Source organism: Thermomonas alba (assembly GCF_022419205.1).
In the GTDB taxonomy this organism is placed as follows: domain Bacteria; phylum Pseudomonadota; class Gammaproteobacteria; order Xanthomonadales; family Xanthomonadaceae; genus Thermomonas; species Thermomonas alba.
Window position 1 is genome coordinate 130,680 of the sequence record NZ_JAJOZU010000004.1, and the last position, 17,905, is coordinate 148,584.

The 17,905-nt window shown below is 68.8% G+C and carries 22 protein-coding genes; 14 read left to right on the top strand and 8 right to left on the bottom strand.

Annotated elements, in window-relative coordinates:
* Positions 1–3: 3 nt before the first annotated feature.
* On the bottom strand, positions 4–1,275 hold the full coding sequence (locus ML342_RS07505) for a YihY family inner membrane protein (RefSeq protein ID WP_240126427.1): 1,272 nt from the start codon (positions 1,273–1,275) through the stop codon (positions 4–6).
* Between the two features lie 76 nt (positions 1,276–1,351).
* Here ML342_RS07505 and wrbA point away from each other — a divergent pair, with 76 nt between their 5' ends.
* The 4 genes from wrbA to ML342_RS07525 are packed head-to-tail and all read left to right on the top strand — an operon-like array spanning position 1,352 to position 4,385.
* Positions 1,352–1,945, top strand: coding sequence for an NAD(P)H:quinone oxidoreductase (gene wrbA / locus ML342_RS07510; RefSeq protein ID WP_240126428.1), 594 nt, complete (start codon positions 1,352–1,354; stop codon positions 1,943–1,945).
* Entirely contained in the window at positions 1,942–2,286 is a 345-nt protein-coding gene (locus ML342_RS07515) for a DUF2069 domain-containing protein (RefSeq protein WP_240126429.1), read from the top strand. The genes wrbA and ML342_RS07515 overlap by 4 nt, the downstream gene beginning before the upstream one ends.
* Positions 2,283–3,866, top strand: a complete 1,584-nt coding sequence (locus tag ML342_RS07520; protein ID WP_240126430.1) for a tetratricopeptide repeat-containing sulfotransferase family protein — start codon at positions 2,283–2,285, stop codon at positions 3,864–3,866. The genes ML342_RS07515 and ML342_RS07520 overlap by 4 nt, the downstream gene beginning before the upstream one ends.
* A gap of 30 nt (positions 3,867–3,896) precedes the next feature.
* Positions 3,897–4,385 (top strand): asparaginase domain-containing protein, encoded by a 489-nt coding sequence (locus tag ML342_RS07525; RefSeq protein WP_240126431.1) that lies wholly within the window; start codon positions 3,897–3,899, stop codon positions 4,383–4,385.
* A 121-nt stretch (positions 4,386–4,506) separates the two neighbouring features.
* Here the strand turns inward: ML342_RS07525 and ML342_RS11890 are convergent, their stop codons facing one another.
* A complete protein-coding gene (locus tag ML342_RS11890; protein WP_338064999.1) occupies positions 4,507–6,711 on the bottom strand; it encodes a M4 family metallopeptidase in 2,205 nt (734 codons plus the stop codon).
* A 52-nt stretch (positions 6,712–6,763) separates the two neighbouring features.
* On the opposite strand from ML342_RS11890, the gene ML342_RS07540 reads away from it, so the two are divergent.
* Positions 6,764–7,108, top strand: a complete 345-nt coding sequence (locus ML342_RS07540; protein ID WP_240126432.1) for a hypothetical protein — start codon at positions 6,764–6,766, stop codon at positions 7,106–7,108.
* Between the two features lie 39 nt (positions 7,109–7,147).
* On the opposite strand, the gene sufT is transcribed toward ML342_RS07540, so the two are convergent.
* On the bottom strand, positions 7,148–7,702 hold the full coding sequence (gene sufT / locus ML342_RS07545; RefSeq protein WP_240126433.1) for a putative Fe-S cluster assembly protein SufT: 555 nt from the start codon (positions 7,700–7,702) through the stop codon (positions 7,148–7,150).
* A 112-nt stretch (positions 7,703–7,814) separates the two neighbouring features.
* Between sufT and ML342_RS07550 the strand changes: the two genes are divergently transcribed.
* Positions 7,815–8,255 carry a hypothetical protein gene (locus tag ML342_RS07550; RefSeq protein WP_240126434.1) on the top strand — a complete coding sequence of 147 codons (441 nt, stop codon included), beginning with the start codon at positions 7,815–7,817 and terminating at the stop codon, positions 8,253–8,255.
* On the opposite strand, the gene ML342_RS07555 is transcribed toward ML342_RS07550, so the two are convergent.
* Together ML342_RS07555 and ML342_RS07560 are read right to left on the bottom strand one after the other, a co-directional pair.
* The gene (locus tag ML342_RS07555) at positions 8,221–9,654 is read right to left on the bottom strand and encodes an NAD(P)(+) transhydrogenase (Re/Si-specific) subunit beta (RefSeq protein WP_240126435.1); all 1,434 of its coding nucleotides are present in this window, start codon (positions 9,652–9,654) and stop codon (positions 8,221–8,223) included. The two genes, ML342_RS07550 and ML342_RS07555, sit on opposite strands and share 35 nt — an antisense overlap.
* Positions 9,651–9,947 carry an NAD(P) transhydrogenase subunit alpha part 2 gene (locus ML342_RS07560; protein ID WP_240126436.1) on the bottom strand — a complete coding sequence of 99 codons (297 nt, stop codon included), beginning with the start codon at positions 9,945–9,947 and terminating at the stop codon, positions 9,651–9,653. The genes ML342_RS07555 and ML342_RS07560 overlap by 4 nt, the downstream gene beginning before the upstream one ends.
* Before the next feature lie 177 nt (positions 9,948–10,124).
* Between ML342_RS07560 and ML342_RS07565 the strand changes: the two genes are divergently transcribed.
* Genes ML342_RS07565 through ML342_RS07580 form a run of 4 tightly spaced genes read left to right on the top strand, consistent with a single transcriptional unit; the run spans position 10,125 to position 11,917 of the window.
* Complete coding sequence (locus ML342_RS07565; RefSeq protein WP_240126437.1) at positions 10,125–10,457, top strand: hypothetical protein; 333 nt, start codon at positions 10,125–10,127, stop codon at positions 10,455–10,457.
* A gap of 23 nt (positions 10,458–10,480) precedes the next feature.
* The gene (locus ML342_RS07570; RefSeq protein WP_240126438.1) at positions 10,481–11,050 is read left to right on the top strand and encodes an RNA polymerase sigma factor; all 570 of its coding nucleotides are present in this window, start codon (positions 10,481–10,483) and stop codon (positions 11,048–11,050) included.
* Positions 11,047–11,463, top strand: coding sequence for a hypothetical protein (locus ML342_RS07575; protein ID WP_240126439.1), 417 nt, complete (start codon positions 11,047–11,049; stop codon positions 11,461–11,463). The genes ML342_RS07570 and ML342_RS07575 overlap by 4 nt, the downstream gene beginning before the upstream one ends.
* A gap of 4 nt (positions 11,464–11,467) precedes the next feature.
* A complete protein-coding gene (locus tag ML342_RS07580) occupies positions 11,468–11,917 on the top strand; it encodes a DUF3106 domain-containing protein (protein ID WP_240126440.1) in 450 nt (149 codons plus the stop codon).
* Positions 11,918–11,930: 13 nt separating this feature from the next.
* Here the strand turns inward: ML342_RS07580 and ML342_RS07585 are convergent, their stop codons facing one another.
* Entirely contained in the window at positions 11,931–13,025 is a 1,095-nt protein-coding gene (locus ML342_RS07585) for an NAD(P) transhydrogenase subunit alpha (RefSeq protein ID WP_240126635.1), read from the bottom strand.
* Positions 13,026–13,070: 45 nt separating this feature from the next.
* Between ML342_RS07585 and ML342_RS07590 the strand changes: the two genes are divergently transcribed.
* The 3 genes from ML342_RS07590 to ML342_RS07600 are packed head-to-tail and all read left to right on the top strand — an operon-like array spanning position 13,071 to position 15,168.
* The gene (locus tag ML342_RS07590; protein WP_240126441.1) at positions 13,071–13,670 is read left to right on the top strand and encodes a nitroreductase family protein; all 600 of its coding nucleotides are present in this window, start codon (positions 13,071–13,073) and stop codon (positions 13,668–13,670) included.
* A 32-nt stretch (positions 13,671–13,702) separates the two neighbouring features.
* Entirely contained in the window at positions 13,703–14,596 is an 894-nt protein-coding gene (locus tag ML342_RS07595; RefSeq protein ID WP_240126442.1) for a 5'-3' exonuclease, read from the top strand.
* Positions 14,597–14,625: 29 nt separating this feature from the next.
* Positions 14,626–15,168 carry an NUDIX hydrolase gene (locus ML342_RS07600; RefSeq protein WP_240126443.1) on the top strand — a complete coding sequence of 181 codons (543 nt, stop codon included), beginning with the start codon at positions 14,626–14,628 and terminating at the stop codon, positions 15,166–15,168.
* Positions 15,169–15,181: 13 nt separating this feature from the next.
* Here the strand turns inward: ML342_RS07600 and pip are convergent, their stop codons facing one another.
* Both pip and prmC read right to left on the bottom strand, forming a co-directional pair.
* Positions 15,182–16,129, bottom strand: coding sequence for a prolyl aminopeptidase (gene pip, locus ML342_RS07605; protein WP_240126444.1), 948 nt, complete (start codon positions 16,127–16,129; stop codon positions 15,182–15,184).
* Between the two features lie 64 nt (positions 16,130–16,193).
* On the bottom strand, positions 16,194–17,039 hold the full coding sequence (gene prmC / locus ML342_RS07610) for a peptide chain release factor N(5)-glutamine methyltransferase (protein ID WP_240126445.1): 846 nt from the start codon (positions 17,037–17,039) through the stop codon (positions 16,194–16,196).
* 186 nt (positions 17,040–17,225) lie between these two features.
* Here prmC and ahpC point away from each other — a divergent pair, with 186 nt between their 5' ends.
* On the top strand, positions 17,226–17,822 hold the full coding sequence (ahpC, locus tag ML342_RS07615; RefSeq protein WP_240126446.1) for an alkyl hydroperoxide reductase subunit C: 597 nt from the start codon (positions 17,226–17,228) through the stop codon (positions 17,820–17,822).
* Positions 17,823–17,905 lie beyond the last annotated feature (83 nt).

Genomic DNA, 17,905 nt, shown 5'->3' on the forward strand with positions numbered 1-17,905 from the left:
GCTTCATTCCTCGGGAAGATCGGAATACACGCTGGACACCGGCCGCCGCAGCAGATCGCCGAGCGGCTCGCGCAAACGCGCGATCGCCGCGCGCACCGTCGCGCCCAGCGGGTCGTCCGGCAGCGGGATCGGCGCCTCGGCCAGCGGCACCCGCAGCCGCGCGGCCTCGTACAGTTCGTCCAGGTGCACCTCGTCGAGATCGCGCGCCAGCAGCCATTCGCCGCTCTCCGCGCGCTGCACCACGTGGATCGCCGCCAGCCGGTCCAGCAGCGACTGCAGCTGGCTGTCGGTCAATGCCGGCTCCAGCGCCAGGAGATCCGCCTCGGACAGGCCCTTGCCGCGCACGCGCGCCTGGCGGAAACGGCCGAGCATGCGCAGCAGCCCATACAGCTCGTGCCCCTGCGGCAGCCGCAGCGCCTTGGGCTGGTAGCGGAACGCGGCCAGCGAGGATGCAAACGAGGCCCCGCACAGGATCGCGCACCAGCTCAGGTAGATCCACAGCATCAGGATCGGCACCAGCGCCACCGCGCCGTACAGTTTCTGGTAGGAATCGAAGGTGCCCAGGTACAGCCCCAGCCCGGACTTCACCAGTTCGAACAGCAGCATCGCCAGCAGCGCGCCGGCCAGCGCATGCCGCCAGGCCACGTCGCGATGCGGCACCAGCTTGAACACCGCGGCGAACGCCAGCAGCTCGATCAGCATCGGCGCAAAGCGCAGCATCAACGCTTCCAGCCAGCGCCCGGGCAGGGTCTCGAAAATCGCCAGTGCGAAGAAGCGGGTGGACAGCGCCAGGCTGGCCGCGGCCACCAGGGTGCCCAGGGTCAGCACCGTCCAGTACATCAGGAAGCGGGCCAGCCGCGGACGCGCGCCGGACACCCGCCAGATGCGGTTGAACACCGTCTCCACGCTGCGCAGGGTCAGCAGCAGCGAGACGATCAGCGCCAGCGCGCCAGCCAGGGTCAGCGAGCGCGTGTTCGCGGCGAAATCCGCCAGATAGCCAGAGACCGCGCGCGCCGCGCTGGGCACGAAGTTGGCGAAGATGTAGTCGGTCAGGCGCGCGCTCCAGGCTTCGAACACCGGCGACACCGACAGCACCCCGAACACCACCACCGACAGCGGCACCAGCGCGAAGGCGGTGGTGTACGACAGAGCGCCCGCGGCCTCGAACAGGCGATCGTCCAAAAAACGGCGCAGCACGAAGCGCATGAAGCTGGCGACGCGCCCCTGATCGCACAGCCGCGCGCTCCAGCGCTGAATGGGGGATGCCCTCTGCATGGGCACAGCCTACCCGATGCCATGCAGGTACCGCATGCCCTATGCTGCCGCCATCGCAATCGTGCTTCGTTTGCCCATGCCCGACATTCTCGTCCTGTACTACAGCCGTGGCGGCTCGGTGGCACGCCTGGCGCGCCAGATCGCGCGCGGCATCGCGGAAGTGGACGGCATGCAGGCGCGGCTGCGCACGCTGCCGCCGGTGGCACCCGTCACCACCGTCGCCGCCCCGCCCGAGCCCGAGACCGGCGCGCCCTACGTGGAACCCCGTGACCTCGCCGATTGCGCCGGTCTGCTGCTGGGCAGCCCCACCCGGTTCGGCAACATGGCCGCGCCGGTCAAGCATTTTCTCGATACTCTCGGCGCGGAATGGGCCAGCGGCACTCTGGTCGGCAAGCCGGCCGGGGTGTTCACCTCCACCGCCACGCTGCACGGCGGGCAGGAGTCCACCCTGCTGACGATGCTGGTGCCGCTGCTGCACCACGGCTGCGTGATCGCCGGCATCCCCTTCACCGAACCCGCGCTGTCCACCACCCGCAGCGGCGGCACCCCGTACGGGGCCAGCCACGTGGCCGGCGGCGACGACCATCCCGAGCCGACCGAAGAGGAAGCGCTGCTGGCGCGCGCGCTCGGCCGGCGGGTGGCTGAGCTGGCGCGGAAGCTGCAGGCATGAGCGCACAGGTCTATCTGGCCAGCGTGCTGCTGGCGCTGGCGCTGCTGTTCGCCGGCTGGGCGCTGGGGCATCCGCACCCGCTGGCCGGCCTGCTGGCCTTCGCACTGCCGCCGGCGCTGCTGGCCGCGGCCGCGCTGCGCGCCTGGCGGCGCGCCGGCTTCACCGCCGGGGTGCTGGCCCTGCTGTGGTTCAGCCACGGGGTGATGCTGCTGTGGGCGGAGCCGGCTGCGCGCGCCTGGGCCGCCGGCGAAACCCTGCTGGCCTTGCTGGTCGTGCACGCCGCCTGCCTGCCGGGCTGGCGCGCGCGCCGCCTCGCCCGCCAGCCCGCCGCCCGTCCATGAGCGATTCCGATCCCCGTCTGGCCGGCCTGACGCCTAAGGTCATCGCGACCCTGCACGCGGGCGCACGCGCGTTGCGCGACGGCCGCCTACCGCAGGCACTCACCCTGCTCGACGACGCGCATCGACAGGCGCCGCAGCATCCCGAGCCGCTGCGCTATCTGGCCTTGGCCCAACTGCAAGCCCGGCGCCCCCAGGCCGCCGCAGCCCTGCTGCGGCAGGCGCTGTGCCTGGCGCCTGACGATGCCCTCCTGCACAGCGATCTGGCCGCCGCACTGGCCGCTGGCGGCGATGTCGAGGCCGCCCTCGCCGGCTGGCGACAGGCGGTGACGCTGGACCCAGCGCTGATGAGTGCCTGGTTCAACCTCGGCCGCAACCTGCAGCAGCAGGGCGAGACCGCCGGCGCGATCGCCGCGCTGGAACGCGCCTGCACGCTGGCGCCGCAGGCGCTGCCGCCGCGGGTGCTGCTGGGGGATGCGCTGGTGCATGCCGGGCGCTTCGTCGAGGCCGCCGGCCACTACCGCGCCGCGCTCGCCGTGCATCCAGCCTGCGGGGATGCCTGGCGCGGCCTGTCCAACATCAAGACCATGCCGCTGGATGAAGCCGACGCCGTCGCGCTGCGCGCGCAGCTGGAGCGTGCCGATGCGGTCGCCAGCGATCGCATCGCCATGCTGTTCGCACTGGGCAAGCTGGAGGAGGATCGCGGCCACCACGCCGCGGCGCTGGCCGCCTTCTCGGCCGCCAACGCCCTGCAGAAACAACTGACGCCGTGGAGCGCCGATGCCTTCCGCACCTATGTGCAGCAGGCGCTACGGCTCACCGCCGACCTTCCCGCGCCGCTCGATCCGCGGCTGGGCGAGGAGGTCATCTTCATCGTCGGCCTGCCGCGCTCCGGCTCGACCCTGTTCGAGCAGATCTTGGCGTCGCATCCGGAAGTCGAAGGCGCCAGCGAGCTGCCGGACCTCGGAATCGTGATCCAGCAAGAATCGCAGCGCCGCGGCGTGCCCTATCCGCACTGGATCGCGCAGGCCAGCGCCGAGGACTGGCATCGGCTGGGCCGCGAGTATCTCGCGCGGACCGCGCGCTGGCGCCAGCGGCGGCCGCGCCAGACCGACAAGCAGCCCGACAACTGGAAGCATGTGGGCATCCTGCGCGCCATGCTGCCCGGCGCGACCATCATCGAGACCCGCCGCGACCCGCTGGAAACCGCGTGGTCGTGCTTCAAACAGCAGTTCTACAGCCAGCCGCACTTCGCCAACGACATGGCCGACATCGCGCTGTACATGCAGGGCTGTACGCATGCGATGCAGCAGTGGCGCGCGCGCGACCCCACCCATATTCATCTGCACGTGTACGAGGATCTGCTGGCGGCACCGGAGGCGCGCATCCGCGCCCTGCTCGCCGATTGCGGGCTGCCCTTCGACCCGGCCTGCCTGCAGTTCCACCGCGCCGAACGCAGCGTGCGCACCGCCAGCGCCGCCCAGGTGCGCCAGCCGCTGCGTACCGACACTGCCCGCGCGCTGGCCTACGGCCTGCTGCTGGAGCCGCTGCTGGCCCTGCTGCAAATGCCGCCGCCGCTGTAAACGCCCCGGTTTTCGGAGACAATGGCAGACATGGACAATCTGCTCATCGTCACCACCGGCGGCACCATCGACAAGGTTTATTTCGACGCCAAGTCCGATTACCAGGTCGGCGAGCCGCAGATCGGCCGGATCCTGCAGGAACTGGGCGTGGCCTTCCACTTCCACGTCATTCCGCTGCTGCGCAAGGACTCGCTGGAGCTGACCGACGCCGATCGCCAGCTGCTGCGCGCCACCATCGCCGCGCAGAGTGAATCGCGCGTGCTGGTGACCCATGGCACCGACACCATGGTGCAAACCGCACGCATGCTGGCCGACATCCCGGGCAAGACCATCGTGCTGACCGGCGCGCTCAATCCGGCCCGCTTTCGCGGCTCGGACGCGGAGTTCAACATCGGCTGCGCGGTGGGGGCGGTACAGGTGCTGCCGCCAGGGGCGTACATCGCCATGAACGGCCGCATCTGGGATCCGGCCCGGGTGCGCAAGAACGTCGAAGCCAACCGCTTCGAGGAAATCGACTAAGCGCTCGCCCCGGCCGCGCACCCGCCGCGCGAATCGGCGCCTGCCAGACGTCCTGCGCACCCACAAAAAACGACCCCGGCCGGAGCCGGGGTCGGGATGATGCGCCGGAAGCCCGGACGGATCAGTTGGTGCCGTAGGTCAAGGTGACCCCAGAGTACGACGAGTAGGCATACACCCGGATGTAGTAGGTGGTATTGCTGGTCGGGGTCAGGGTGCAGGTCTCGTTGTTACCGGTCAGGTACGGACGGCAGGTGTAGCTGCTGGTGGTCGGCGTGCTGCCCGCGCGCACGTACAGGTCGGCATCGCCGGTGCCGCCGGAGATCTTGATGGTGGCCGTCTTGCCGGCCGCCACCGCCAGCGTGTAGGTGCTGGACCAGCTGCCGGTGGACACCGACGGCAGGTTGACCGTGGTGGTGCTGCCGCCGCCACCGCCCGTGGTGTAGTCACCCACCAGGCTGACGCCGGAGAACGCCGAGTAAGCCTTCAGGCGCACGTAGTAGGTGCCAGCCGAGGGCGTGGCGAAGCTGCACGACTCGGTATTGCCAGACTTGTACGGACGGCAGTCGTAGGAACTGTCGGTCGGCGTGCTGCCGAACTTCACGTACATGTCGGCATCGCCGGTGCCGCCCGAGATATTGAAGGTCAGATTGCTGGCGCCGGAAGGCACCGTCATGGTGTAGACGATCTCGCTGCCGGTGGAGGCGGACAGGCCGGTGACCGGGACGCCCTTGGTCAGGGTGCCACCGGTGCTGCCACCACCGCCGCCACCGCCGCTCGGGCAGGTGACGCCCACCGCCGAGAATGCCGCGGCGACGTCGGACACGCTGTAACCCAGATCCTGCGCGGCGGTCTGTACGCCACAGGCGCCGCTGTTGAAGGTGCTGCTGGCGGTCCAGTAATTGGCATTCGCGCGCGCGAACACCTTGAACGCCTTCGGCACGCCCCAGCCCGAAGTCTTGGCCAGCAGGCAGAACGCCTTGTTGTACACGCCCGAGCTGTAGTGCACGTCGAGGCTGCTGGTGTAGTTGGCGGCGTTATCGATCGATGCGCCGTCCTGGGTCGGGTTGCACATGTAGCGCATCGCGCCGCTGCCCTTGAAGATCTCGGCGCCGACCAGGAAGTCGTTGCTGCCCTTCCAGTAGTACTCGGTGGCCTCGCCGCCCATGTCGGAGAAGGCCTCGTTCATGCCGCCGGACTGGCCGGAGTAGGTCAGGTTCGAGTGCTGCTCGGTGAAGCCGTGCGAGACCTCGTGGCCGGCGACGTCGGAGCTGACCAGCGGGTAGAAGGTGCTGGCGCCGTCGCCGAAGCTCATGGCCGAGCCGTCCCAGAACGCATTCTCATAGTTGGTCTTGTAGTGCACGCGCATCACCAGCTGGAAGTTCAGCGCGTTGTAGCCGGTGTAGGCCGGGTACATATTGGTGATCACGCCGCCGAACTGGAACGCGTCATTGATCGGCGAGTAGCCGCCGTTGACGGTCTTGTAGGTGTTGCGCGGGCAGGTGTAGGAGTAGGCGGTGGTGCCGGTGGTGCCGCCGTTGAGGTTGACCGCCTTGACCTTGGCATTGTTCATGGTGCAGGTGCTGCCGGACTGGGTCACGTCCATGTAGCCGTAGATCCCGCCCGAACCCCACTCGTACTGCCCGGTCTTGGTATTGCCGCCAGGGCCAGTGCCGACCAGCGCGTGCTGCAGGTTCTCCCACTTCTTGATGACCTGGCCGCCGATCGCGTCGATCATGATGATCGGACGGGTCGGATTGCCCGCCAGCGAATCCGCAAAGAAGGTCACCGCATAGGCCAGATGCGCCTTGCCGGCGTCATCGATGAAGATGACCAGGTCCGACTTCTCGTTGCGGGTCTGCATGCCGGCCAGCGCGTTGCCCAGCGCGATGCGCTTGCCGGCCGCCAGCGCCGCCGCGGACGTCAGCTTCGGCGTGGTGGAGGTGATATCGCGCTCCAACCCGGACACCATGGTGCCGAACAGGGCGCGCACGTTGCCATTGCCATCCTCGCTCACCACGATGCCCTGCCCGAAGATCGGGATGCCGCGCCAAGCCTGGTCATAGCGATAGTTGCGCACGCCGTGGTCGGCGATCGCGTTCTTCATCAGCAGCGTGTTGTCGGCATTCAGGCCGAGGAACTGCTCGTGGCGGCGATGGATCATGCTGGCCACGCCCTTGGACGCGGTGACGGCCTGATACTGCTGCCGCAGCTGCGCGACGTTGCGCTGCTGCCACAGGTCGATCCGGTCGGCGGCCTGCGCGCTGCCGGCGGCGAGCGCGAACAGGATGGCGGTACCGAGCAAACGATTGGCGCTGGAACGATTCACTGACATTACCCCTGGGTGAGTTGACTGGTTTGGAAGGCCGCGAGCGGGCCGGATGCGCGTCTCCTGCGTCCCCATGGCGCGGTGCCACTGTTCCCTGACGCAGGCCTGCCCGTTTCCTGAACGGAAACCAAGCAAGCCGCGACACTTCGCCAACACTCGCGAACCTGTCAAGCACCAAAAAGAATGTCTTTATTACTTTTTTGATATTTCCAATGCGAACCGCATCAAATCGCGGGCTTCACGCCGACGCGGCATGCGTGCTCGGCGTGCGCAAAGCAACGTCCAGGGTGTTTTTTTTGCGGCGCAGCATTTTTTTTGCGATGACGCGTTACGTCAATTTGTGACGAAAATCACCGTAAAGCGCCATCACTCGACGCGCATCACGCCCGTGACGTGACTTCGAGCGGCCATGCCACGCCAACGACCACGGCGGCCGTCACAGCATCCCGGTCTCGAGCTTGGCCACGTCGGACATCATGGTCTGGTTCCACGGCGGGTCGAACACCAGCTCGATGTCGGTCTCGGTGACGGTGGGAATCTGCAGCAGCTTGCTGCGCACATCATCGACCAGGATCTCACCCATGCCGCAGCCCGGCGCTGTCAGCGTCATCCGCACCCGCACCCCGCGCCCCTCGCCATTCTCCGGCCGGTAGAGTTCGGCCAGATACACCAGCCCCAGTTCGACGATATTGACCGGGATCTCGGGGTCGAAACAGGTGCGCAGCTGCTCCCACACCAGCCGCTCCACGTCTTCGTCGGTGGCCCCTTCCGGCAGCGTCAACGGTTCGGCGGGCGGCTTGCCGATGGCATCGCCGTCCTTGCCGGCGATCCGCATCAGGTTGCCCTCCACGAACACCGTCCAGCTTCCGCCCAGGGCCTGGGTGATATAGCCCACGGTGCCGGCCGGCAGGGTCACCTCATCGCCTTGCGGCACCAGCACGGCGGCGCAATCACGCTCGAAACGGACGGGTTCGCTGCTGCGGGAATACATGAATGAATAGGCGGAGCGGGAATGGAGGAATCCGTACCATTCTAGTCCCAATCCGATTGCCGGTGGTGACGGGCAATGGGATCATGCGCGGCCCTGCGCCCGGTTCGCCGTCATGCCCCTCACCGCAACGCATCCTCGCTGGTACGCCCTGCCCCTGCTCGCGCTGGGCGCCGCCGGCTTTGCCGCGGCCTGGATGCTGCTGGCGCTGGCGCTGGATCGGCAGTGCGCCTGGCTGGCGCCGCTGGCGGCGCTGGACATGCTGCTGCTGCTGCGCATGGCCCACTGGCCAGCGGGCCGCGCGCGCGCCGCTTGGGCAGCCGCGACTACGGCGCTGGTGATCGTCGCCGCCAACTTTCTGATCATTGCCGGGCAGGTCGGCAAAAACTTCGGCCTGCGCCCGTGGGAGTCGGCTCGCCTGATCGGGCCGCACTACGCCTGGCTGCTGGCCGAGCTGGCGCTCGACCGGATCGATCTGGCGCTGTTTGCGCTCGGGCTGCTGATCGCGCTGTGGGCCGGGCTCAGTGGCCGCCGTCCAGCGCCTTCAGCTCGCTGACCAGCGCATTGGCCATCTCCGCGCCGTCGCCGTACAGCATGCGCGTGTTGTCGGCATAGAACAGCGCGTTCTCGATCCCGGCAAAACCCGTGCCCTTGCCACGCTTGATCACGATGACGTTCTTCGCGCTGACCACGTCCAGGATCGGCATGCCGTAGATCGGGCTGGACGGGTCGGTCTTGGCCACCGGATTGACCACATCGTTGGCGCCGATCACCAGCGCCACGTCGGTGTTGGGGAACTCCGGGTTGATGTCGTCCATGTCCGCGATCAGGTCATACGGCACCCCGGCCTCGGCCAGCAGCACGTTCATGTGCCCCGGCATGCGCCCGGCCACCGGGTGGATCGCGAACTTCACCTTCACCCCGCGCGCGAGCAGGCGCTGGGTCAGCTCCCAGATCTTGTGCTGCGCCTGCGCCACCGCCATGCCGTAGCCGGGCACGATCACCACGCGCTCGGCATAGGCCATCATCGCCGCGACATCCGCCGGCTCGATCGGCTTCATGCTGCCCGCGATCGCCTGCCCGCCGGAGGCCGCGCCGCCGAAGTTGGAGAACAGCACGTTCTTGATCGAACGGTTCATCGCCTTGGCCATCAGCCGCGTCAGCAGCAGGCCGGCCGCGCCGACCATGGTGCCGGCGATGATCAGCGCATCGATCCCGAGCACATAGCCTTCGAACGCCACCGCCAGGCCGGTGAACGCGTTGTAGAGCGAGATCACCACCGGCATGTCGGCGCCGCCGATCGGCAGCGTCATCAGCACGCCCAGCGCGAGTGCCAGCACGAAGAACGCGATGATGACCGGCAACGACATCGTCCACACCGCGGCCACCCCCAGCGCCAGAGTGGCCAGCGCGACCAGCGCATTGAACCACTGCTGGCCCGGGAAGGTGTAGCGCTTGTCCATGCGTCCGTCGAGCTTGGCCCAGGCGATCACCGAACCGGACAGCGACACTGCACCGATCAAACCGCCGAGCGCGGCCAGCCCGAACTTGAGCGCGAACGGCCACGTCGGTTCGCCCGCAATGCCGGCCATCGCAACCGCCAGCCCGGCCATCGACGATGAGGCAAAACCGATCAGTTCAACCGCACCGATGGCGGCTGCGCTGCCGCCGCCCATGCCGTTGAACAGGGCGACCATCTGCGGCATGTCGGTGATCGCCACCCTCTTGCCCCAGGCCCAGTTCAGCGCGACTCCGAGCGCGATGGCCACCGCCATCAGCGCCAGGTTGTGCATCCCCGGCAGGAAGAAGGTGGCGAAGGTCGCCAGCAGCATGCCCACGCCCGCCCACTGGATGCCGCTGCGCGCGGTCTTGGGACTGGCCATGCGCTGCAGGCCAAGCAAGAACAGGGTGGCGGCGACGAAATAGCTCAGCTTGATCAGGGTGAGGACGCTCACTTGCCACCCTCCTGCTTGCTGGACTTGAACATCTCCAGCATGCGCTCGGTCACCACGTAGCCGCCGGCGGCGTTGCCCGCGCCGAGCAGCACGGCGATGAAGCCGAGCGCCTGCGCGAGCGGGGTGTCGGCGTGCCCGAGCACCACCATCGCGCCAATCAGCACGATGCCGTGGATGAAGTTGGAGCCGGACATCAGCGGTGTGTGCAGGATCACCGGCACCCGGCTGATGATGACGTGCCCGGCGATCGCCGCCAGCATGAAGATGTACAGCGCCACGAATCCGTCGCCCATCGACCGCCCTCCACCTTCCCCGAAACCATGCAAGGCAAACAGGGGTTGCCTGCTCCTTGCCGCATCATAACGACAACTGAATCCTGCCATCGCCAGGCGCGGGGCTGTCAACCACCCGCGAGCACGCGCGTTCTGCTGGGCACGCCGCAACCCATTTCCCACTTCCAAGGAGGCCATATGGCACGCGCAACACTCATCGGACTGGTCGCACTGCTTTGCATCGGCGGCGGCGCAGCGGCACAAGATCGTGGAGATCGCATCGATCAACGCATGGATGCGCGTGGCGAACGGATCGAGCAACGCCTGGACACACGTGGTGACCGCATCGAGCAGCGCTACGACCGCCGCGCGGACATCGCGAACCAGCACGGTCATCCGCAACTGGCCTCCAGGCTGGAGCGCCGGGGCGATCGCATCGACACACGGCTGGATCGCCGGGGAGAACTTGCCGAGTCCCGCTGGGACCGTCGCGGCGACCGCATCGACCGCCGCCTCGACCGTCGCCACTGAGGCATGCAGGCAGCCACTAAGCTATGTTGGTGAGCACCTCGCCCCTGCCATCGACATCCCAGGCGCAAGCAGATCGCGCCGGGCACACCCTCGAACAGTTCCTGGCCGGGATCGAAGCACGCGCCTTCCGTTTCGCCGAGCTGGCTTTGCGCCAGCGCGAGGACGCGCTCGACGCGGTGCAGGATGCGATGCTGAAGATGCTCGCCTACCGTCAGCACCCGCCGGAAGAGTGGCCCCCGCTGTTCTGGAGCATTCTGCGCAACCGCATCACCGACATGCAGCGGCGCGGGCTATTCCGCCTGCGCTGGCTGCTGCCGGGCAGCAGCGACCGCGACGGCGAGACGATCGACTGGGCTGACGACGCCACCCCGGATCCATCTCGCCAGCACGATGGCCACGAAGCCTGGACGCGCATCGCCTCCGTCCTACGCGATCTGCCAGCACGCCAACGCGAAGCCTTCACCCTACGCGTACTGGAGGAACTCGACGTGGCCGATACCGCGCGCATCATGGGCTGCAGCGAAGGCTCGGTGAAGACCCACCTGTCGCGCGCGCGCGCCGCGCTGCAAGCGCAACTGGAGGATTTCCGATGAATCACCCGAACGAATCCGCCACCCGTCGCGATCTGCGATTCGATGCCCTGATCCGCGCCTACCATGCCGAATCCTTGTGCCGGCTTTCGCCGCGCGTTGCGGCGCAGCTGGCGCAACGCCGCAACGCCGCCCTGCGCGGACAGTCCTCCGCCAAAACCAGCTGCGTGCTCAGCCGCCGGCAGATGCTCGCCACCGGGCTGGCGGCCGTCTGCGCGCTGGCGTTGGGGCTGCGCTTCATGCCGACCCAACCGCAGGTCGCGCCCGCCGATTCGGCGACGATGGCCGCCGCCACGACCACCCTCGATCCAGCCCATGACCACGCTTCGCAAGCGCTGGCCACCGCGTTGGATGAAGACCCTGATTTCTATGCTTGGCTGGGCTCTGCCGACGCCCGCCAGGTCGCCCTGGAGTAAGCCCATGAACCACCGCATCCCCGCCACAGTCTCCCTCGCCGTGCTGCTGACGCTGCCGCCGCTGCTGGCTTGTGCCCAGCAAGCCGCGCCCGCCACTGCGACCTCCTATCCAGAATGGGACAAACTGAGCGCCGCGCAGCGCGAGCTATTGATCGCGCCGCTGCGCGAACGCTGGAATGCCAATCCCGAAGAGCGCCCGCGCCTGCTGGAGCGCGCCCAACGCTGGCAGCAGATGCCAAAGGCGCAGCGCATGCGCGCACGCGAGGGATTGCAGCGCTGGGATGCGATGTCGCCGCAGCAGCGCGAACAGGCGCGCGCGCTGTTCCACGCACTGCGCGGCATGGACAAGGACGCCCGCCGCGCATTCCTGGACCAGTGGCAGCAGATGTCGCCGCAACAGCGGGCAGACTGGGCCAAGGCGCACCCGGCACCGCCCCGCCCGGACGGCCCTTGAGAAGGCCGCAGGCTCAGACTGCAGGCGCCCCGCGCTCGGGCCAGACCGTCTTCGCCAGCAGCTCGTCGTTCCAATCGAACTTCAGCGCGCCGTCCTTGAGCAACAGCATGGCGAAGTTGTAAAGGTTGCGCGCATACATCTCGCTGGCATGACGCGCGCCCAGTGACGGCAGATTGCGCGGTCCGGCGATGGTCACGCCGGCGCTGACGATGGTCTGCCCGGGCTGGGTGAGCTCACAGTTGCCGCCGCTCTCGGCAGCCAGGTCCACGATCACGCTACCAGCCGCCATGCCCGCCACCATCGCCGCGCTGATGATCTTCGGCGCCGGCCGCCCCGGCACTGCCGCAGTGCACACGATCACGTCGATACCCTGCAGATGCGCGGCCAGACGCTGCTGCTGCAGCGCGCGCTCCTCGTCGGTCAGCGGCCGCGCATAGCCACCTTCACCCACGGCCGATACGCCCAGATCCAGGAAGCGCCCGCCCAGGGACTCGATCTGTTCGCGCGTCTCCGGGCGCACGTCGAAGCCTTCCACCTGCGCGCCGAGGCGCTTGGCGGTCGCGATCGCCTGCAACCCGGCGACACCGGCGCCGATCACCAGCACCTTCGACGGGCGGATGGTGCCGGCCGCAGTGGTGAGCATCGGAAAGAACCGCGGCGCCAGTTCGGCGGCGATCAGCATCGCCTTGTAGCCGGCCATGCCCGCCTGCGAGCTGAGCACGTCCATCGCCTGCGCGCGGGTAGTGCGCGGCAGGCGCTCCAGGGGAAACGCGACGATGCCGCGATCCTGCAAGGCCTGCGCGCGCGCCGGATCGGCCTGCGGATGCAGCATGCCGATCAACACCGCGCCTGGCTTCATGGCCACGAGAGCCTCCAGCGGCGGCGGTTGCACGCACAGCACCATGTCGGCCTCGGTGAGGGCTTGCTCGCGCAGCTCGGCGCCGGCCTGGACATAGTCTGCATCCGCAAAGTAGGCGCCTTCGCCGCTGCCTGGCTGGACATGCACCTGCACGCCGGCGCGCCGCAGCTTCGCGCAGGTTTCCGGAGTCAATGCCACCCGCCGCTCGCCGCCCGCCGCCTCGCGCGCCACACCCACGATCACCGCCATCGCCTGCTCCGCATCGGTTCTGGGATGCCGCATCCTACCGCTACCATGGGCACTTCCCGCAAGCACGCTGCCACGATGCTCACCCTCCAGGCGCTCGACTCCCGCCGTTCCGTTCCCGCCCGTCAACTGACATCGCCCGGCCCGGACGAGGCGCAGCTGCTGCGCATCCTGCGCACCGCCGTGCGCGTGCCCGACCACGGCAAGCGGGTGCCGTTCCGGTTCCTGCGCATCGCAGGCCCTGCCCGCGCGGCGCTGGCCGACGCCGCGCTCGCGCGCCTGCGCGAGCGCGAGCCGGAGGCCGGCGCGGCAGTGGAGGAGAAGCTGCGCACGCGCTTCACCCTGCCGCCGCTGACGCTGGCGGTGATCGCGCGGCTGGGCACGGACCCCAAGATCCCGGAAGCCGAGCGCCGCGCCAGCGCCGCCTGCGTCTGCCTCCTGGTGCTGCAGGCCGCGCAGGCGGAAGGCTTCGGCGCGCAATGGTTGACCGGCTGGCTGGCTTATGACCGTCCGTTCCTGGAAGGCACGCTGGGGCTGGCCGCGGACGAGGAACTGGTGGGGACGATCGCCATCGGCACCCCGCAGGTCGCCGCGCCCGAGCGCGAGCGCCCCGACCCGGCCGCGCTGCTGGCGGACTGGCATCCCTGAGCCGGACCGCGGCCGCCGCCTACAATCGCCGGATGACCGCGCACACGCTCCACCTCGTCGATGCCTCGCTGTACGTGTTCCGCGCCTGGCATTCGCTGCCGGACGAGTTCCACGACGCCGACGGCTGGCCGACCAACGCGGTGCACGGCTTCGCCCGCTTCCTGCTGGAGCTGCTGGAACGCGAGCGTCCGACCCACATCGCCATCGCCTTCGACGAGGCGCTGGACTCCTGCTTCCGCAACACGCTGTATTCGGCCTACAAGGCCAACCGCGAGCCGGCCCCGCCGGAACTGCGCCGCCAGTTCGCCTGGTGCAAGGCGCTGTGCCAGGCGCTGGGGCTTTCGACCCTGGCGCATACCGACTATGAGGCCGACGACCTGATCGGCAGCGCCGCCCACCGCGCGCGCGGGCGTGGCTTCCGCAGCGTGATCGTGTCCGCCGACAAGGATCTCTCGCAGCTGCTGCATCCGGGCGACGAGCAGTACGACTTCGCCAAGGGCGAGCGCTGGGGCGCGGATGGGGTGAAGGCGCGGCACGGCGTGCACGCGCACCAGATCGCCGACTATCTGGCGCTGACCGGCGATGCGGTGGACAACATCCCCGGCATCCTCGGCATCGGCCCGAAGTCGGCAGCGGTGCTGCTGGCGCATTTCGGCTCGCTGGACGCGCTGCTGGAACGCCTCGACGAAGTGCCGTTCCTGCGTCTGCGCGGCGCCGCGCAGTTGGCCGCGCGTCTGCGCGAACAGCGCCCGCAGGCCCTGCTGTGGCGACAGCTGACCACGATCGCGCTGGACGCCCCGCTGCCGGCGCACGACTTCCCCCGCCAGGGCGGCGACCCGGCCGAGCTGGACGCGCTGGCCGACTGGGTCGGCTTCGGCCCGCTCACCCGCCGGCGGCTGGCCGCCGCGGCCGGCCTGCCCGCATAGCAGTCATCCGGCTGCGCTAGCATCGGGGCATGAACGAGGCCCGTGAAATCCTCCACGAAGGCCAATGGCTGCGCCTGGTGCGCATCGGCCATTGGGAATCCTGCGAACGCGTGCACGGCGAGGGCATGGCGGTGATCATCATCGCCGTCACCCCGGCCGACGAGGTGCTGTTCGTCGAGCAGTACCGCATCCCGCTGGGCGCGCGCACGATCGAGATGCCGGCCGGGCTGGTGGGCGACGATCCGGCGCATGCCACCCTGCTCGAGGCCGCGCGCGCGGAGTTGATCGAGGAAACCGGCTGGGCGCCGGGCCGGTTGGAGGTGCTGCTCACCGGCCCCACCAGCTCGGGCATGAGCAACGAACGCATCGCCTTCGTGCGCGCCCGCGACCTGGTGCGCGTGGGCGCGGGCGGCGGCATCGGCGATGAGCGCATCACCGTGCACGCGGTGCCGCGCCGGGAGGCCCCGGCCTGGCTGATGCGCAAGCACGCGGAAGGCTACGAGCTGGACCTCAAGCTCTGGGCCGGGCTGTGGATGATCGAGCGCAACCCGGACGGCAGCCCGGCGGACTGAACGCCACCGCGCCTCAACCGCCGGCGAAACGGTCGGTGGCGCGCACCAGCGCGTCCACGTTCTCGGCCTCGAACGCCGAATGCCCGGAGGCCGGGCTGACCACCAGTTCCGCGCGCGGCCAGGCCGCGTGCAGGTCGAAGGCGTTCTGGATCGGGCAGACCACGTCGTAGCGGCCGTGCACGATCACGCCGGGGATGTCGGCGATCCGGTGCGCGTCGCGCAGCAGCTGGCCTTCCTCCTCGAAGAACCCGCCGTGGACGAAGTAGTGGTTCTCGATCCGCGCGAACGCCAGCGCGAACTGCGGGTCGCCGTGGGTCTCGGCGTAGTCGTCGGGGATGTGCAGGTAGCTGGTGGCCCCTTCCCAGATGCTCCAGGCGCGCGCCGCGGCCAGCCGCACGCGCTCATCCCCGGACGTCAGCCGCCGGTAGTAGGCGCCGATCAGATCACAGCGCTCCACTGGCGGGATCGGCGCCAGGAAATGCTTCCACGCATCCGGGAACAGACGGCTGGCGCCTTCCTGATAGAACCATTCCAGCTCCCAGCGGCGCAGCAGGAAGATGCCGCGCAGCACCAGCTCGGTGACCCGCTGCGGGTGGGTTTCGGCATAGGCCAGCGCCAGCGTCGAACCCCAGCTGCCGCCGAACACCTGCCAGCGCGCGATGCCCAGGTGCTCGCGCAGCTTTTCGATATCGGCGACCAGGTCCCAGGTGGTGTTGTCCACCAGATCGGCATGCGGCGTGCTGCGCCCGGCGCCGCGCTGGTCGAACAGCACGATGCGGTACTTCGCCGGATCGTGGAAGCGCCGCATGTTGGCGCTGCAGCCGCCGCCCGGGCCGCCGTGCAGAAGCACCACCGGCTTGCCGTCGGGATTGCCGCACTCTTCCCAGTACAGGGTGTGGCGGGCGTCCACCGCGAGCATGCCGCTGCGGTAGGGCGTGATCTCGGGATACAGGCTGCGCATGGGAAGGCTCCAGTGTGAGGGAAGGCGTCGATTCTAGCTGGCCGCTGCGTCCGCCCTGCCCTCCTCATCCTGGCACAGGCGGCGCGATCTGTGTCCGGCGTCCCAGGCTGACGCGGTCGCGCCCTTCCAGATCGCGCTCGGTCGCAACTTCCACGAAGCCCGCCGCCTCCAGCAGGCCGCGCACCGCTGCGCCCTGGTTCCAGCCGTGCTCCAGCAGCAGCCAGCCACCCGGATGCAGATGGCGTCCGGCATCGCGCACGATCACCCGGATCGCGTCCAGCCCGTCGGCACCGGAGGCCAGCGCGGCCGGCGGCTCGAAGCGCAGGTCGCCCTGCGTCAGGTGGGGATCACCGGCCTCGATGTAGGGCGGGTTGCTCGCGATCAGGTCGAACCGCTCCCCGCACAGCGGGGCCAGCCAGTCGCCCTGGCGGAACTCGACCCGGCCGAGGCCCAGCCGTTCGGCGTTGCGCCTGGCCACTGCGAGCGCCGCGACGCTGGCATCGGTGGCGACGATCCGCGCCTGCGGACGCTCGCGCGCCAGCGCCAGCGCGATCGCGCCGCTGCCGGTGCCGAGATCGGCTACCCGCAGCGGCTGTCCCGCCGGCAGCCGCGCCAGCGCCAGTTCGACCAAGCATTCGGTCTCCGGACGCGGGATCAGGGTGGCCGGGCCCACTTCCAGCTCCAGGCTCCAGAACCCCTGCCGCCCGAGCAGATAGGCCACCGGCTCGCCCGCCTGCCGGCGCGCCAGCAGGGCCTCGAATCGCGCCTGCGCGGGTGCGGGCACCGCTGCCTCCGGATGCGCGTACAGCCAGCCGCGCGATCGCCCCAGCGCCTCGGCGAGCAGCAGTTCGCGATCGATCGGCTCGATTCCCTCCGCCTGAATGCGGAGCAGCACGGACACCGTAGGCATGCTCAAGCAACCCAGAAGAAGCCGCAAGATGCACGCAGATGAGCGTGCTTTTGCAGGAGATGGCGCATTTTCTTTCTTTTATTTGATTTCTCTATCGCAACGATAGAAATGATTTTATTGATTGATCGAATCGCGACCGCTACCTTCACGCCACCCTTCCCCTCCAACAGAAAAGGAGAGTTCGACATGACCCTGCAAGACAACGAACAGCTCGACCGTCGCCCACTGATCAACACCCGCATCCCCACGTTCAAGGCGCAAGCCTACCGCGAGGGCAAGTTCATCGAAGTCACCGACAAGGATCTGCTCGGCAAGTGGTCGGTGCTGATCTTCATGCCGGCGGCCTTCACCTTCAATTGCCCGACCGAGATCGAGGACGCGGCGGAGCACTACGCCGAGTTCCAGAAGCTGGGCGCCGAGGTCTACATCGTCACCACCGACACCCACTTCTCGCACAAGGTGTGGCACGAGACCAGCCCGGCGGTGGGCAAGGCCAAGTTCCCGCTGGTCGGTGATCCCGCCCACCGTCTGACCCGCGCCTTCGGCGTGCACATCGAGGAAGAGGGCCTGGCCCTGCGCGGCACCTTCATCGTCAACCCGGACGGACTGATCAAGACCATGGAAGTCCACGACAACGCCATCGCGCGCGACGTCAGCGAGACCTTGCGCAAGCTGAAGGCCGCGCAGTACGTCGCTGCGCATCCGAACGAGGTCTGCCCGGCCAAGTGGAACGAGGGCGCCAAGACGATCAAGCCGTCGCTGGAACTGGTCGGCAAGATCTGATGCCCGGTCCGTGCCGGCGGCAGCTCCAGGCCCCGCCGCCGGCATCCGCCCCTCTCCCCACACGGGGAGAGGGCTGCGGTCAG

What these genes read in the sequence shown, in the direction of transcription:
- ML342_RS07590 (WP_240126441.1), top strand. Translation starts at nt 13,071, where the DNA reads ATGGGCACTTCCCGCAAGCACGCTGCCACGATGCTCACCCTCCAGGCG.
- ML342_RS07560 (WP_240126436.1), bottom strand. Translation starts at nt 9,947, where the DNA reads ATGGGCGACGGATTCGTGGCGCTGTACATCTTCATGCTGGCGGCGATC.
- ML342_RS07565 (WP_240126437.1), top strand. Translation starts at nt 10,125, where the DNA reads ATGGCACGCGCAACACTCATCGGACTGGTCGCACTGCTTTGCATCGGC.
- prmC (WP_240126445.1), bottom strand. Translation starts at nt 17,039, where the DNA reads ATGCCTACGGTGTCCGTGCTGCTCCGCATTCAGGCGGAGGGAATCGAG.
- ML342_RS07575 (WP_240126439.1), top strand. Translation starts at nt 11,047, where the DNA reads ATGAATCACCCGAACGAATCCGCCACCCGTCGCGATCTGCGATTCGAT.
- ML342_RS07540 (WP_240126432.1), top strand. Translation starts at nt 6,764, where the DNA reads ATGCGCGTCTCCTGCGTCCCCATGGCGCGGTGCCACTGTTCCCTGACG.
- ML342_RS07550 (WP_240126434.1), top strand. Translation starts at nt 7,815, where the DNA reads ATGCCCCTCACCGCAACGCATCCTCGCTGGTACGCCCTGCCCCTGCTC.
- sufT (WP_240126433.1), bottom strand. Translation starts at nt 7,702, where the DNA reads ATGTATTCCCGCAGCAGCGAACCCGTCCGTTTCGAGCGTGATTGCGCC.
- ML342_RS07585 (WP_240126635.1), bottom strand. Translation starts at nt 13,025, where the DNA reads ATGGCGGTGATCGTGGGTGTGGCGCGCGAGGCGGCGGGCGGCGAGCGG.
- ML342_RS07570 (WP_240126438.1), top strand. Translation starts at nt 10,481, where the DNA reads ATGTTGGTGAGCACCTCGCCCCTGCCATCGACATCCCAGGCGCAAGCA.
- pip (WP_240126444.1), bottom strand. Translation starts at nt 16,129, where the DNA reads ATGCGCAGCCTGTATCCCGAGATCACGCCCTACCGCAGCGGCATGCTC.
- ahpC (WP_240126446.1), top strand. Translation starts at nt 17,226, where the DNA reads ATGACCCTGCAAGACAACGAACAGCTCGACCGTCGCCCACTGATCAAC.
- ML342_RS07595 (WP_240126442.1), top strand. Translation starts at nt 13,703, where the DNA reads ATGACCGCGCACACGCTCCACCTCGTCGATGCCTCGCTGTACGTGTTC.
- ML342_RS07600 (WP_240126443.1), top strand. Translation starts at nt 14,626, where the DNA reads ATGAACGAGGCCCGTGAAATCCTCCACGAAGGCCAATGGCTGCGCCTG.
- ML342_RS07520 (WP_240126430.1), top strand. Translation starts at nt 2,283, where the DNA reads ATGAGCGATTCCGATCCCCGTCTGGCCGGCCTGACGCCTAAGGTCATC.
- ML342_RS07580 (WP_240126440.1), top strand. Translation starts at nt 11,468, where the DNA reads ATGAACCACCGCATCCCCGCCACAGTCTCCCTCGCCGTGCTGCTGACG.
- ML342_RS07505 (WP_240126427.1), bottom strand. Translation starts at nt 1,275, where the DNA reads ATGCAGAGGGCATCCCCCATTCAGCGCTGGAGCGCGCGGCTGTGCGAT.
- wrbA (WP_240126428.1), top strand. Translation starts at nt 1,352, where the DNA reads ATGCCCGACATTCTCGTCCTGTACTACAGCCGTGGCGGCTCGGTGGCA.
- ML342_RS07515 (WP_240126429.1), top strand. Translation starts at nt 1,942, where the DNA reads ATGAGCGCACAGGTCTATCTGGCCAGCGTGCTGCTGGCGCTGGCGCTG.
- ML342_RS07525 (WP_240126431.1), top strand. Translation starts at nt 3,897, where the DNA reads ATGGACAATCTGCTCATCGTCACCACCGGCGGCACCATCGACAAGGTT.